This is a genomic window from Citrobacter sp. Cpo142 (assembly GCF_030332425.1).
Lineage (GTDB): Bacteria > Pseudomonadota > Gammaproteobacteria > Enterobacterales > Enterobacteriaceae > Citrobacter > Citrobacter portucalensis.
Genome location: NZ_JAOWHW010000142.1, coordinates 261886 through 276519, shown reverse-complemented (window position 1 = coordinate 276519; position 14634 = coordinate 261886). Strand labels below are relative to the sequence as shown.

Here is a 14634-nt window from a genome sequence, read left to right as displayed (position 1 = left end):
ATTATCCCAGTACCCGTGCGCCCGCCGTGTCCAGCCGGCAAATATGAACAAAGCCTTCCTGATTTTGCAGGTAATTTTTACCCAGCCAGTCTGCTACGCGCTGCGCCGTATCCGGCTTATCGCACAAGGCGAACAGCGTCGGCCCTGACCCAGATATACCGCTGGCCAGCGCGCCAATTTCGGCTACCGCCTGACGCGCCTGGCTAAAGCCTGGCAGCAAGCGGGTACGATACGGCTCAGCAATGACATCTTTCATCAGCTTCGCGGCCAGAAGAGGCTGACGGGAATAGCAGGCATGGATGAATCCCGCCAGATGCCGCCCGTGAGCGATACAGTCCTGACGGCGATACTGCGCTGGGAGAATCGCCCGCGCTTCAGCCGTCGACACTTTAATCCCTGGATACGCCAGTACCCACAGCCACTCATCAAAGCCTGGCACCTGCTGGCTAATAATGCCGTTTTCTTCAATCATTAACTGCATACCGCCCAAAAAGCACGGGGCGACGTTATCGTAATGAATACTGCCGGAGATACGTCCTTCAAGTTCGCCCATTATCGCTAACAGGCGCGTATCGTTGAGCGGCTTACCGCAATGTTCGTTCATAGCGACTAACGCCGCCACGACGGAACAGGCGCTGGAGCCTAACCCGGAGCCAATCGGCATATTTTTTTCCAGCGTCATCGCCACCGGAACGGTTTTACCCAGCTCCTGGCAGAATCGCTCCCAGCACTGGTAGACAATATTTTCACGTGGCTCGGACGGCAGCTTATTGGCAAAGCGCCCAAGGTTGTTCAGGCTAAACTGGTCAGCCGCCTCAACGGACACCACATCACCCAACAGCGAACCATCCACCGGAGTTACCGCCGCACCGAGGACATCAAACCCGACGCTCATATTGGCACTGGAAGCCGGGGCATAAACTCTCACCATGTCAGACTCCTAACTTCCATGAAAGGGTGCGTAGCAGGTCGGCAAAGACGCCCGCCGCCGTCACATCGTTACCCGCGCCATATCCGCGCAGAACCAACGGTAACGGCTGATAATAGTGGCTATAGAACGCCAGCGCGTTTTCACCGTTTTTCACTTTAAACAGCGGATCGTTGCCGTCTACTGCATCAATTTTCACGCGACAAACGCCGTCCTCTTCGATATTGCCAACATAGCGCAATACTTTTCCCTCATCACGGGCTTTCGCCACGCGCGCGGCAAAGACGTCATCCAGCTGCGACAATTTCGCCATAAACGCGGAAACATCACCGGAGTCATCAAACTCTTTTGGCAGGACCGGCTCAATGACAATGTCAGAAAGCTCCAGCTCACGACCGGTTTCACGGGCCAGGATCAGCAGCTTACGCGCCACGTCCGTACCGGAAAGATCGTCACGCGGATCGGGTTCGGTATAGCCCATCTCACGCGCCAGGGTGGTGGCCTGCGAGAAGCTCATGCCTTCATCCAGCTTGCCGAAAATAAACGACAGTGAGCCAGAAAGGATGCCTGAAAAACGTTGCAGTTCATCACCTGCGCTAAGCAGATTTTGCAGGTTTTCAATAACCGGCAGGCCCGCGCCCACGTTGGTGTCGTACAGGAATTTACGACGTGACTTCGCGGCGGCAAAACGCAGCTGATGGTAGTAATCCATCGACGACGTGTTGGCCTTTTTGTTCGGCGTAACCACATGGAAGCCTTCGCGCAGGAAGTCGGCATACTGGTCTGCTACCGCCTGGCTTGACGTACAGTCGACAATCACCGGATTGAGCAGATGGTATTCTTTCACCAGACGAATTAAGCGCCCAAGATTGAAAGGCTCTTTCGCGCTCTCCAGCTCCGACTGCCAGTTTTCCAGATTCAGACCGTGGACGTTGGTCAGCAGCGCCTTCGAGTTCGCCACGCCGCACACACGCAGATCGATATGTTTCTTTTTGAGCCAGGTTTGCTGACGTTTAAGCTGCTCCAGCAGCGCACCGCCCACGCCACCTACGCCAATCACAAACACTTCAATCACCTGGTCGGTGTTGAACAGCATCTGATGGGTAACGCGTACGCCGGTGGTCGCGTCATCGTTATTCACCACCACCGAAATAGAACGCTCAGACGAGCCCTGGGCGATCGCTACAATATTGATGTTCGCCCGAGCCAGCGCGGCAAAGAACTTCGCCGAGATGCCGCGCAGGGTGCGCATACCATCGCCAACGACCGAGATGATGGCCAGACGCTCAGTCACCGCCAGCGGCTCCAGCAGGCCTTCTTTCAGTTCGAGATAGAATTCATCCTGCATGGCGCGTTGCGCACGCGCGCAGTCGCCCTGCGGGACGCAGAAGCTGATGCTGTATTCAGAAGAGGATTGGGTGATCAGCACTACCGAGATGCCCGCACGCGACATTGCGGCAAAAACGCGCGCCGCCATGCCCACCATACCTTTCATTCCAGGGCCGGAAACGCTAAACATCGCCATGTTATTGAGGTTAGAAATACCTTTTACCGGCAAATCATCGTCATCACTGCTGGCACCGATCAGCGTGCCGGGCGCTTGCGGATTGCCGGTATTTTTAATCAGGCACGGGATCTGGAACTGGGCAATAGGGGTAATGGTGCGCGGGTGCAGCACTTTAGCGCCGAAGTAAGAAAGCTCCATCGCTTCCTGATAAGACATCGACTTCAGCAGTCGGGCGTCGGGTACCTGACGCGGATCGCAAGTATATACGCCGTCGACATCGGTCCAGATTTCACAACAATCGGCACGCAAACAGGCGGCCAGTACAGCGGCAGAGTAGTCAGAGCCGTTACGCCCCAACACCACTAACTCACCTTTTTCATTTCCAGCGGTAAACCCTGCCATCAGAATCATGTGGTCCGCAGGAATACGGCTGGCGGCGATGCGGCGCGTAGATTCGGCGATATCAACGGTAGATTCGAGGTAATGGCCGACAGCCAGCAATTTCTCCACCGGGTCGATGACCGTCACGTTATGCCCGCGTGCTTCCAGCAGGCCGGCCATGATAGCAATCGACATTTTTTCACCACGGCAGATAAGCGCGGCATTGATGCTGTCCGGGCACTGTCCCAGCAGGCTGATGCCGTGCAGGACGTGCTTAATCTGGGCAAACTCTTGTTCAACAAAGGCTTTGAGCTGCGCCAGCGGGAAACCCGGCTGTGCGGCGGCAAGACCCACCAGCAGCTCAGAGAAAATGCGTTCGGCATCGCTGATATTGGCTAAAGCATCCTGACCACCGATGGTCTTCTCAATCATTGCCACCAGATGGTTGGTAATTTTTGCGGGGGCAGAGAGAACGGTCGCGACCTGCCCCTGTCTGGCATTGCTTTCCAGAATATCGGCAACCCGCAGAAAGCGCTCTGCATTTGCCACTGATGTACCGCCGAACTTCAACACTCGCATGGTTTACCTCATTGCCTTTGGTCGAAAAAAAAGCCCGCACTGTTTAGGTGCGGGCTTTTTCTTGTGTTTCCTGTACGCGTCAGCCCGCACCGTTACCTGTGGTAATGGTGATGGTTGTGGTAATAGTGATGCTGATGCGTTTCATGATGTTGTGTGCTCTGTAATTATTATCTGTCTGTCTTGTATTCTTTTAGGGTTAAAGTATCTGCTGACCTAAGTCAATAAATTTTTAAATTGATCACATTCCGAAACTTGTTCATGAGCAACTGCTTGCCCTTTTACTTTCAACCAATACAGCATGTCGAGCCCACTTGAACCAAGAACAAAACACTACACAACAAAAACTGTTCGAAATTTTATTTTGTGATGTTTTTTTCAATATCATGTAAAAAACGATGCAACATTGCCGTGTCTCGCTGCCCCAACAGACCCATTCGCTGTTGCAACCAGTCCGTGAGTTTGATGTCGTCAGAAACGTTCAGCGTGGCTAATAAACGCAAAACGCGTGCGCGCAATGCCTGGAGCTGAAGCTCATCTGTCACCTCAACGTTTTTAGCCGGTTGTTGTATTAAACCTGCTAATTGATAGCAATACACCATCACCGCCTGCCCCAAATTGAGTGAAGGATAGTCAGCGACCATCGGTACACCAGTGAGTACATCTGCCAGCGCTAATTCTTCGTTGGTCAGCCCAGAATCTTCACGACCAAATACCAGCGCAGCATGATCCATCCACGTTGATTTCTCCTGTAACAGGGGAACCAGTTCGACCGGGGTGGCGTAATAATGGAACTTCGCTCGGCTACGCGCGGTGGTCGCAATAGTAAAATCAACGTCGTGAAGCGCCTCGGCCAACGTTGGAAAAACGTTAATATTATCAATAATGTCGCCCGATCCATGCGCGACCCATCGCGTGGCGGGTTCCAGATGCGCCTCGCTGTCAACGATACGTAATTGAGTGAATCCCATGGTCTTCATCGCACGGGCAGCCGCGCCAATATTTTCCGCTCTGGCAGGGGCAACCAGAATAATTGTTAAACGCATTTCGATACTCTTTTTGGTCAGTCTGCAAGTAATAATGTGACGCACATCAACATATTACGCAGCGCAAATTTACATTTTTTTAACAGAAGTCACTGAAAAAGGATTTCGCATCCGGTAAAAAATGCTAAACTATTTCCAAACTGTACTATTGCTTTTTATGTTAACAGAAGTTGTATATCCCTCTGTTTATCCATGATAATTTATTTTAAAATGGATCGCATTGGTTGGATTCATTACATTTATTAATTAGCTCGTGCAACTAGTTGTAATATTGCAATTTTGTGATGAAAGCAAACATTTGGATACGTTGATTTCATCAAACTGTTAACGTGCTACAATTGAACTTGATATATGTCAACGAAGCGTAGTTTTATTGGGTGTCCGGCATGTCTTAGCCTGTTATGTTGCTGTTAAAATGGTTAGGATGACAGCCGTTTTTGACACTGTCGGGTCCAGAGGGAAACTACCCACGACCAAGCTAATGATGTTGTTGACGTTGATGGAAAGTGCATCAAGAACGCAATTACGTACTTTAGTCATGTTACGCCGATCATGTTAATTTACGGCATGCATCAGGCAGGTCAGGGACTTTTGTACTTCCTGTTTCGATTTAGTTGGCAATTTAGGTAGCAAACATGCAGACCCCGCACATTCTTATCGTTGAAGACGAGTTAGTAACACGCAACACGTTGAAAAGCATTTTCGAAGCAGAAGGCTATGATGTATTCGAAGCGACAGATGGCGCGGAAATGCATCAGATTCTCTCTGAATATGACATCAACCTTGTGATTATGGATATCAATCTGCCTGGGAAAAATGGCCTCCTGTTAGCGCGCGAACTTCGCGAACAAGCTAACGTTGCGCTGATGTTCCTGACGGGCCGTGATAACGAAGTCGATAAAATTCTCGGCCTCGAAATCGGCGCAGACGATTACATCACCAAGCCGTTTAACCCGCGCGAACTGACTATCCGTGCTCGTAACCTGCTGTCCCGTACCATGAACCTGGGTACTGTCAGCGAAGAACGCCGTAGCGTCGAAAGCTACAAGTTCAACGGCTGGGAGCTGGACATCAACAGCCGCTCTCTGATTGGTCCTGACGGCGAGCAGTATAAACTGCCACGCAGCGAATTCCGTGCAATGCTTCACTTCTGTGAGAATCCGGGCAAAATCCAGTCTCGCGCAGAACTGCTGAAAAAAATGACCGGTCGCGAACTGAAGCCGCATGACCGTACCGTTGACGTGACTATCCGCCGCATTCGTAAACATTTCGAATCTACGCCGGATACGCCAGAAATCATCGCCACCATTCACGGTGAAGGCTACCGTTTCTGCGGCGACCTGCAGGATTAATTCAATCCTTACAGGTAAAAAAACGGCGCATTATGCGCCGTTTTTCATTTCACCACAGCCCTATTTCCATAAGCGAAACTCGTCACTCTGCGCAGGCTGAGGCTTCGGAATTTCTGTCGGCTTTGGTTTTGGCTGTGCCAGCGAGTGCCAGTCAAGATGACGCGTCAGGAACATCACGCCACACAACGCCACCAACAGCACGCCGGTTCCCAGCAGTAAAGAGCTGTCCTGTGAACGTAGCAGCACCCACATCACCCCATCCAGCCCCAGTAGCGCCACGGTGAACAAAATACTGTTCCGCCAACTCTGTAATATCGCCTGCAGATACACCCCGTTCATCAACGCCCCCACCAGGCTTGCCGTAATCCACGCCGCCGTAAAACCAATGTGCTCAGACAATGCCAGTAGCAGCAGATAAAACATCACCAGCGATAGCCCCACCAGCAGATACTGCATCGGGTGCAGACGCAGGCTGGTCATACTTTCAAGCACGAAGAAAGACATAAAGGTCAGTACAATCAGCAGAATGGCATATTTGGTGGCTCTGTCCGTTAACTGATACTGATCCGCTGGTGTGGCGACGGCAACGCTAAATGCAGGCATTCCCTTCCAGCCAATCTTTTCGCCATCAAAGCGTTCGCCGAGGTTATTCGCAAACCAGCTGCTCTGCCACTGGGCCTTAAATCCTGATTCGCTGATTTCGCGCTTCGCCGGGAGGAAATCCCCCAGAAAGTTGGGATGCGGCCAGTTGCTGGTTAAAGTCATTTCACTGTTACGGCCAACCGGAACAACGGAGAAATCTCCTGTTCCGCTCAAATTCAACGACAGCGCCATGCTCAGGTTTTGCTCCGCCCAGCTCGCGTCAGGTAGCGGAATGTGGATCCCTTGAGCCCCTCCATCCAGCCCCGTCCCTGGCTCAACAGCCAGTGATTCCCCATTGATCTGCGGCGCTTGCACCACACCGATCCCGCGCGCATCCCCCACGCCAACCACGATAAACGGTTTGCCGACGCTGACGTTGGGATGGTTTAAATCACGCAAACGTTCAGCGTTAAACTCGGCCTTCACCGAGAGTTCATTGTGCCAGACCTGGCCCTCATAAATGCCGATTTTACGCGCTTCAACGTTCTGATTCCCCTCAACCACCAACGACTCCGGCAGCCAGAAATGGATATAGCTGCGCTTACGCTGGATCTGTTTGTCGCCTTCCAGCTCGATATACAGTTCCGTCACCGGGACGGCAATCAGCGGCCCGACCATCTTTTGCGCCCGCTGGTACTCTGACGAATAGCATCTTCGACTTCATCACGATAATCCGATCGCTCAACGATTATCTGCCTGACCATCGTCAGTGGTATTAACAGCAGTATTATGGCGCCGCCTAAGGTGACGATTTTCCAAAACAGGGGTGATTTAAACATAGCGTTCTCCTTTGCAATATCAGCAAGGTAGAACAGCTATGTGCGGAGAATTTGAAGTTATGTGAAGTAACGGTGAAGCGTAAACGAGGCCTGTGCGCCGCCCTCTGGTCGGTTAGATAATGTCACCGTACCTTCATGCAGTCGTGCAACTTCACTGACAAACGCCAGCCCCAAACCGCTGCTCTTGTGTCCATTCTCGCGGGGCAGCGAGTAGAAGCGCTCAAAAATACGCGGCAATGCAAAATCAGGGATGCCGCTACCGCTGTCGGTAACCTGCAATGTGACCCGCTCCTCCTGCTGATGCGCGCTCAGCGTAATCGTCCCGTCCTGTGGCGTGAAGTCGATAGCATTGTCGAGTAAATTCCCCAACGCCTGCTCCAGTAACGCAGGGTCGGCAGCGACGCTAAGCGATGAAGGCAAAATGGTCAGCGTGATGTTTTTTGCCGCCAGCTGCACGCTACGCGCCTCTTTGAGCTGAGCAAATAGCGTATCTACCTCCACCGCCGTCAACGTAACGTCCTGTCGATTCTCCAGTCGCGCCTGGCGCAGCAAAGTTTCGACCAGCGCCTGCATACGCGCATTTTGCGTCAGAATATTATCGGTAAAACGCGCTACCACGTTTGGCGGCGGGCCTTCTCGCAATATCTCTGCCGCGCCACGAATGGCCGCCAGCGGACTTTTCAGCTCATGCGTTAACGCGTAGACATACTGCTCAATGTAGTTCTTGCCTTCGAGCTTCAGACGCATACTTTCCAGCGCCTGCGCCAGTTTGCGTAACTCGCTGCTGCCTAAATCAGGCAGTGGGACGGGGCGATTCTCGGTAACGGAGTCGGCATAACGCGCCAGCCGGGCAATAGATCGGTTTATCCACCATACCATCCCGAAGCCAATCACCAGGGCAATGCCCAGCAATACGGCGCTGGCCCACAGCATTCGCCGTTCACTGCGTTTAATCACCGGTGCCATCGCCGCATTTGGTTTGCCGACACTGAGCACGCCGATAATACGCCCACCGTCTACGATCGGCGCGGCAACGTACATCACCGAGCTTTCCGGATCGTTCGGGTTTTGCGGCGTACTGCGGGCGCCATACTCACCACGCAGCGTTAACCACACGTCGTTCCAGCGGGAATAGTCCTGACCGACGGCCTGGTTGGCGGAATCAAACAACACCTTGCCCTGCGCGTCGGTCATGTAGACATGGTATTCGTTACGCACTTTGTTAATGCCACTGATGTTGGCGTTAAATGGGCGGTTATGCAGCTGCGCAAATGCCTGCGCCAGCTTGCCGTTAGCCGGTGAGTCAGAGAGCACGTCATCACGCGCCAGTGCAGCCAGCAGCGTGGCGGTATCAATTAAAGTACCTTCGGTCGCCCGACGGACGCCTGGCTTAATTTCCTGCACAAAGATAGACAGAACAAACCAGGCGGCGACCGCAACAATCAGAAAATAGCCGAGCAGCAAACGCATGCCAATGCGCATCAGCAATTCCTCAGGCTGTATCCCATACCGCGATGTGTATTGATGGGGGAAAGCTCCGGATTGATAGCCCGCAGCTTGGCGCGCAGCGTTTTGATGTGAGTATCAACCGTTCTGTCAAAGGTATCCTGCGCATCTGCCCAGACTAAATCCATCAGTTGCTGGCGAGAGTAAATACGTCCCGGCGACATCAGCAATGTTTTCAGCAGCAGGAATTCATAACGCGTCAGGTTCAACGGCATGCTGAACCAGGTAATCTGCGCGGCCAGCTCATTAAGTTCAAAATCCCCACAGCGTGTCATCGATGAAGGCGTGGAGAATTTTTGCACCCGCCGCAGCAGCGTACGCACACGAGCGCACACCTCGCGCGGCGAGAAAGGCTTGGCAACATAGTCATCTGCGCCAATTTCCAGCCCCAACAGGCGATCCACTTCATCGCTGCGCGCGGTCAGAAAAAGGATCGGCAGCGCCGGGTGGCGTTCCAGTAAACGTCGGCACAGTTCAAAACCGCTGATATCCGGTAGCCCGACATCCAGAATGATGGCATCAGGGCATTGCTGGCGAGATTTCTCCAGCACGGGAAATCCGCGCTCAAACGCCTCTACGCTAAACCCTTCCTGTTGCAGCATGTAGATAAGCGTATCAGCGATTCCCTGCTCATCCTCAACCAACCAGATCAACGGCTGTTGCATTGTGCTTCCTTGTTATTGCCGCCACGGCATGATGGGTACCGCACTGATGGCATTTTTGGGCGATCCATCGACAACTTTATCTGAATAGGCCAGATAGGCCAGCGCATTACGTTTCGCATCGTAAAAACGCACGACCTGTAAAGATTTAAACACCAGCGAGGTACGTTTCTTAAATACCACTTCGCCCTGAGCTTTACCGTTCTTGATTCTGTCGCTCAGTTCTACCGGCCCAACCTGCTGGCAAGAGATGGCGGCATCGGAAGTATCTTCCGCCAGCCCCAGTCCACCTTTAATGCCGCCGGTCTTCGCACGACTCACGTAACAGGTCACATTGGTAACATCCGGATCGTCAAACGCTTCGACCACAATTTTATGATCCGGCCCAAACATTTTGAACACTGTATCGACAGATCCAATCTGCTCCGCATGGGCGACCTGCGCCAACATCAGCAGAATTGAGGAAATGACTAAGCTCTTATATTTCATATTGTTACCATTCTTAAAAGTTGTTCTGCGTGATTATTAAACATTTTAAGATAAAATGTATACAGATCACAGGATTACAATAATCACGCTTTCGTATGTCCGAAAAAAGCACTTATGAGCAAAAAAAACACTGAATGCTAAAACAGCAAAAAATGCTATTATCCTCATACCTGACGTCAGGTACTCGTTGTTGAAAGGATGAGGATATTTTATGGATCAGGCTGGCATTATTCGCGACCTATTAATCTGGCTGGAAGGTCATCTGGATCAGCCTTTGTCGCTTGACAATGTGGCGGCAAAAGCGGGCTATTCCAAGTGGCACCTGCAGAGAATGTTTAAGGACGTGACGGGCCATGCTATTGGCGCCTATATCCGCGCCCGTCGTTTATCGAAATCCGCAGTGGCGCTGCGCCTGACTGCGCGTCCAATTCTGGATATTGCGCTGCAATATCGCTTCGACTCTCAACAAACTTTTACTCGCGCATTCAAGAAACAATTTTCGCAGACACCAGCGCTGTATCGCCGTTCACCGGAATGGAGCGCATTCGGTATTCGCCCACCAATGCGACTGGGGGAATTTACGATGCCTGCGCACGAGTTTGTCACCCTGGAAGATACGCAACTGCTCGGCACCACGCAAAGCTATTCCTGCTCGCTGGAACAGATTTCAGATTTCCGTCATGAAATGCGTATTCAGTTCTGGCGCGACTTCCTTGCTCAGGCTCCGGCGATCCCGCCAGTGCTGTACGGGCTTAACGAAACGCGTCCGAGCATTGAAAAAGATGACGAACAGGAAGTGTTTTACACCACAGCACTGACGCCGGAACAGGCCAATGGCTATGTGCCGTCGGCGCAGCCTATCCTGTTACAGGGTGGCGAGTACGTGATGTTTACCTACGAAGGGCTGGGAACCGGTGTGCAAGAGTTTATCCTGACGGTTTACGGCACATGCATGCCAATGCTGAACCTGACGCGCCGTAAAGGACAGGATATCGAGCGATACTACCCGGCAGAAGATGCCAAAGCGGGAGATCGCCCGATCAACCTGCGCTGCGAATTCCTGATTCCGATTCGCCGCTAGCGCTGCAGTTCATCCAACGCAGGGGCGTCCAGATGTGAGATGTCCCCTGCCGTTTCAACGACCCATCCCGGCGCCAGCCATAAGCTTTCCTGGTAATCAACTCGAGAAATAGAACAGTTGCGCAGACGCAAGCGACGTTCAGCCCATGCCGGTAATCCCAGAATTGTGCTCACCAGGCAACCCAGCGCGATACCGTGACTGACCAGCAGCGGACGACTTCCCGGCGGCAATTCCAGACAGGATGCCAGCGCCGCGTTGACGCGATCGCTCAATTCCTGCATCGATTCCCCTTCCGGGATACGACCATCCACCGTGCCGTTCACCAACTGGCGACGCCAGCCCTCTTCCTCTGGCGTCAGCGTATCGATGTGACGTTTTTCCAGCACTCCCATATTTAGCTCGCGCAGACGGGAGTCATAGGTGATATCACAGCCACAGGCCTGGGCGATGATTTCTGCGGTGCGTCGTGTACGACCAAGATCGCTACTGATGACATGCGTAATACCAAACGAGCGGGCGCGTTCACCCACCTGCATGGCTTGTTGTTCACCTTTAGCGGTTAGTGGGCTGTCTGACTGGCCTTGAATACGTCGCTCGGCGTTCCACTGCGTTTCGCCATGGCGAACAAGGTATACCTGTAACATGCTTTTTTTCCGTTATACTGCGATGCGATGAATTTTCAAACTGAGCTTAATTATGCACAAGGTTATCTCTGCGACCACCAATCCTGCCAAAATTCAGGCAATTCTGCGGGCATTTGAAGAGATTTTCGGGGAAGGATCCTGCCATATTGAACCCGTCGCCGTCGAGAGTGGCGTGCCGGAACAACCTTTCGGAAACCAGGAAACGCGCACTGGCGCACGAAATCGCGTTGTTAACGCTCGCCGCCTGCACCCGCAGGCTGATTTCTGGGTCGCCATTGAAGCAGGAATTGACGATGACGCCACCTTCAGTTGGGTGGTGATTGATAACGGCATTCAGCGCGGTGAAGCCCGTTCAGCCACGCTGCCATTGCCGACTGTCATTCTCGACAGAGTCCGCAAAGGTGAAGCACTCGGCCCGGTGATGTCGGACTATACGGGTATTGATGAAATTGGCCGTAAAGAAGGCGCAATCGGCGTTTTTACCGCGGGCAAGCTGACGCGCTCAAGCGTCTATCACCAGGCGGTGATTCTGGCGCTCAGCCCGTTTCATAACGCGATATACGATAAGTCATTGTAATTTGTAGGCCTGATAAGCGTAGCGCCATCAGGCAAGCAGCGCGCACCATTGCCGGATGGCGGCTTCGCCTTATCCGGCCTACGAGAGAATCAGACACTTTTTAGCAGTACCTGCTCCAGCCACTGACGCAGATCCACCGGTGCGGATTTGAGGCTGTTCGACCCCCGCGTGATAGTGGCAATTCCCGCCCCGAGCTCATTTTTAAGCTCACGTTGGCTCATCTCACCGCGCAGCAGTTCTTCAATGATACGCACACGCGTACCCAACGCTTCACGCTCATCCGGCGTTAACATCAAATTGAGCAGTGGCAGGTGTAAATCTTGTTCGTAGGCGTGTTTAAGCAGATCGACAAAACGTAACCACTCCTGGTGACGTTGTTCTGCCATCTCTGCTGAATAGGGTGATTGCTGAGTCATAAGATATCGCCATCGTTGCGGGGGAAGCGTGCTTGCCTCCCCCCTTTTGTACTCTTTAACGAGTACGATAGCATAACACAATCGACACGATCAGTAACGACGTTGCCATTCTGCCTCGCTCATCAACTCCGGTTTATCGCCGAGGAAATAGCGATAGTACGCATCATAAGCCAGCACATTCTTCACGTAACCACGCGTCTCTGAGAATGGAATGCTCTCGACAAACGCGACAGCATCAATGCGGCCAGCGCTATTGCCAAGCCAGGTGCGAACGCGCCCCGGACCGGCGTTATAGGCTGCTGATGCAAAGATGCGGTTATTGCCGAATTGCTGATATACGTACTGCAAATAGCTGGTACCAATGTTGATGTTGGTATCAGGATCCAGTAGCTGGCCCGGACTGCTGTAACCTGGAATCGAGAACATTTTCACCGTATGCGTCGCCGTGCCCGGCATAATCTGCATCAGCCCGCTGGCGCCGACCGGTGATTTCACTTTCGGGTTCCAGGCGCTTTCCTGACGCGCTATCGCCATCGCATAGCTTGGCTGAATATCCTTGCCGCTGGTGTAACGGGTAAACAGATCTTTATAGGCCAACGGGAAACGCTCTTCCAGATGATCCCACAGCTTACCGGCGATCGTCGCCTGAACGCTAAGATCCCACCAGTGATTGTTGAACGCGTAACGCGCCAACTGAGCCTGCTCGGACTTGGTACGGCTGGTGACCAAATTTGCCCATTCACTGCGCGCGGTATTATCCATGTTCCAGTACATTAGCTCGCGTACGCGTGCCATTTCTGGCCCCTGAGTCAGCGCAGAATCAACGTTCGCTGGCGCTTTATCCACTTTCAGCTCGTACTCTTCGCCCAGGCGCTGTGCCGCCACCATCGGATAGAAACCGCGTTGCTGCATGAGCTGGTGCAGGATCTCTTTGGCTTCCGCATCACGTCCGCGCTCCAGCAGCAGATCCGCCTGCCAGTAGCGCCACTCGTCTTTTTCTTTTGCTTCCATTGGCAGACGCGCCAGCCAGGTATTCAGGCCACGACGATCGCCGGTTCCCAGCGCCATGCGCACCCGGCGCTCCACAAGCGAGGTGGAATTGGAGCGCATAATCGCATCATCACGCCATTTGGCCTGCTCGTCGGTGACATCATTGCCCATCAGACGCCAGGCAACAATATCGCGCAGCTCCTGGGTTTGCTCATCATTAAGCTGTTGCGCCTGCACCAGGGACGGGATCATCAGGCGGGCGTTTTCCACATCCTGACGCGCCACGCTGGCAAAGGCGACCGCCGCCATCTGTCGGGTGAAATCCGTGGCGCCGGTGGTACGTGCAAAAGTCATCACCGAATTCGGATCGTTGGCCAGCGAGATGATCGCAGAGGCAATGGTTTGGTATTGCGCGGGCATCTGTCCGGCTAGCGCCGTCACCAGACCGGTATTCCCGGCTTTCATCGCCAGACGAATACGCTCCAGATACGCCAGCGGATCCTGAGTGCCTGAGGCGCGCCATACGCCAAATAATTTGTCACAGGCGTTCGGCTGACTTTTCCCGGTCAACCACAGCTCTTTCGCGCCCTGCCAGGCTTCTTCGGTTTGCCCGGTACTCCATTTCGCGAAGTAATAGTTACATTGCGCTTCCGTGGTACCCGGTTTTTCCGGGCTGAACGCCAGCAGTCCACGCCAGTCTTCGCGGCGCGCCAGTTCATTCACGAAACGCGATTGCAGCGTACGCGCAGGGGGCAGTGTCGGATTGGCACGCACAAAATTGGTAACGGTAATGGTGGGCTGATTCATCAGATCGTCAGTGATCTGACGATATTCCAGATACGGGTACAGAGGATAGTTCTTCAGGCCGGGCATCATCTGCTCTACGACATCCATCTGTCGGCTGTCCCAGGCTTGCTTGATTTGCGCATAACGATTGCGCTGCTCATCCAGAGAGTCGGCTCGCGCCACCTGACTGACCGTCAGCAGACATACGCTGGCTGCCAGCAGGCGCCAGGTAAATTGATTGGCTTTGTCCACAAGCTCTTCCTCTTCTCATG

General features: G+C 53.1%; 14 protein-coding genes, 1 pseudogene and 1 other annotated feature. Of the genes and pseudogenes, 3 read left to right on the top strand and 12 right to left on the bottom strand.

The window, feature by feature from the left end; all coding sequences use genetic code 11:
• Position 1: 1 nt before the first annotated feature.
• The 5 genes from thrB to yjjY form a co-directional block, all read right to left on the bottom strand.
• On the bottom strand, positions 2 to 931 hold the full coding sequence (gene thrB, locus OGY18_RS22585) for a homoserine kinase (RefSeq protein ID WP_008786144.1): 930 nt from the start codon (positions 929 to 931) through the stop codon (positions 2 to 4).
• A 1-nt stretch (position 932) separates the two neighbouring features.
• Positions 933 to 3395 carry a bifunctional aspartate kinase/homoserine dehydrogenase I gene (thrA, locus tag OGY18_RS22580; protein WP_149384476.1) on the bottom strand — a complete coding sequence of 821 codons (2463 nt, stop codon included), beginning with the start codon at positions 3393 to 3395 and terminating at the stop codon, positions 933 to 935.
• 23 nt (positions 3396 to 3418) lie between these two features.
• Positions 3419 to 3545, bottom strand: a sequence feature (Thr leader region).
• Positions 3475 to 3540, bottom strand: a complete 66-nt coding sequence (gene thrL / locus OGY18_RS22575; protein WP_032337689.1) for a thr operon leader peptide — start codon at positions 3538 to 3540, stop codon at positions 3475 to 3477. It overlaps the preceding feature by 66 nt.
• 206 nt (positions 3546 to 3751) lie before the next feature.
• Positions 3752 to 4438 (bottom strand): tRNA/rRNA methyltransferase, encoded by a 687-nt coding sequence (locus OGY18_RS22570; protein WP_148362470.1) that lies wholly within the window; start codon positions 4436 to 4438, stop codon positions 3752 to 3754.
• Positions 4439 to 4837: 399 nt separating this feature from the next.
• Positions 4838 to 4978: a YjjY family protein gene (yjjY, locus tag OGY18_RS22565; RefSeq protein WP_042998021.1), complete on the bottom strand. Its 141-nt coding sequence runs from the start codon at positions 4976 to 4978 to the stop codon at positions 4838 to 4840.
• Between the two features lie 95 nt (positions 4979 to 5073).
• Here yjjY and arcA point away from each other — a divergent pair, with 95 nt between their 5' ends.
• Positions 5074 to 5790 carry a two-component system response regulator ArcA gene (arcA, locus tag OGY18_RS22560; RefSeq protein ID WP_001194359.1) on the top strand — a complete coding sequence of 239 codons (717 nt, stop codon included), beginning with the start codon at positions 5074 to 5076 and terminating at the stop codon, positions 5788 to 5790.
• Between the two features lie 60 nt (positions 5791 to 5850).
• On the opposite strand, the pseudogene creD reads toward arcA, so the two are convergent.
• From creD to creA, 4 genes and pseudogenes are all read right to left on the bottom strand, one after another.
• Positions 5851 to 7211, bottom strand: a pseudogene (gene creD, locus OGY18_RS22555) (cell envelope integrity protein CreD).
• Between the two features lie 57 nt (positions 7212 to 7268).
• The gene (gene creC, locus OGY18_RS22550; protein WP_126319326.1) at positions 7269 to 8693 is read right to left on the bottom strand and encodes a two-component system sensor histidine kinase CreC; all 1425 of its coding nucleotides are present in this window, start codon (positions 8691 to 8693) and stop codon (positions 7269 to 7271) included.
• The gene (gene creB, locus OGY18_RS22545; RefSeq protein ID WP_003829928.1) at positions 8693 to 9382 is read right to left on the bottom strand and encodes a two-component system response regulator CreB; all 690 of its coding nucleotides are present in this window, start codon (positions 9380 to 9382) and stop codon (positions 8693 to 8695) included. The genes creC and creB overlap by 1 nt, the downstream gene beginning before the upstream one ends.
• A 12-nt stretch (positions 9383 to 9394) precedes the next feature.
• On the bottom strand, positions 9395 to 9868 hold the full coding sequence (creA, locus tag OGY18_RS22540) for a protein CreA (protein WP_003018998.1): 474 nt from the start codon (positions 9866 to 9868) through the stop codon (positions 9395 to 9397).
• Positions 9869 to 10079: 211 nt separating this feature from the next.
• Between creA and robA the strand changes: the two genes are divergently transcribed.
• Positions 10080 to 10949, top strand: coding sequence for an MDR efflux pump AcrAB transcriptional activator RobA (robA, locus tag OGY18_RS22535; protein ID WP_003829933.1), 870 nt, complete (start codon positions 10080 to 10082; stop codon positions 10947 to 10949).
• Here robA and gpmB read toward each other — a convergent pair.
• Positions 10946 to 11593: a 2,3-diphosphoglycerate-dependent phosphoglycerate mutase GpmB gene (gene gpmB / locus OGY18_RS22530; RefSeq protein WP_003019006.1), complete on the bottom strand. Its 648-nt coding sequence runs from the start codon at positions 11591 to 11593 to the stop codon at positions 10946 to 10948. The two genes, robA and gpmB, sit on opposite strands and share 4 nt — an antisense overlap.
• Positions 11594 to 11645: 52 nt before the next feature.
• On the opposite strand from gpmB, the gene yjjX reads away from it, so the two are divergent.
• Positions 11646 to 12170, top strand: coding sequence for an inosine/xanthosine triphosphatase (yjjX, locus tag OGY18_RS22525; protein ID WP_148362472.1), 525 nt, complete (start codon positions 11646 to 11648; stop codon positions 12168 to 12170).
• Between the two features lie 89 nt (positions 12171 to 12259).
• Here yjjX and trpR read toward each other — a convergent pair whose 3' ends face one another.
• Both trpR and sltY read right to left on the bottom strand, forming a co-directional pair.
• Positions 12260 to 12586, bottom strand: a complete 327-nt coding sequence (gene trpR / locus OGY18_RS22520) for a trp operon repressor (protein ID WP_032934222.1) — start codon at positions 12584 to 12586, stop codon at positions 12260 to 12262.
• Between the two features lie 90 nt (positions 12587 to 12676).
• Complete coding sequence (gene sltY / locus OGY18_RS22515) at positions 12677 to 14614, bottom strand: murein transglycosylase (RefSeq protein ID WP_198579537.1); 1938 nt, start codon at positions 14612 to 14614, stop codon at positions 12677 to 12679.
• Positions 14615 to 14634: the final 20 nt, after the last annotated feature.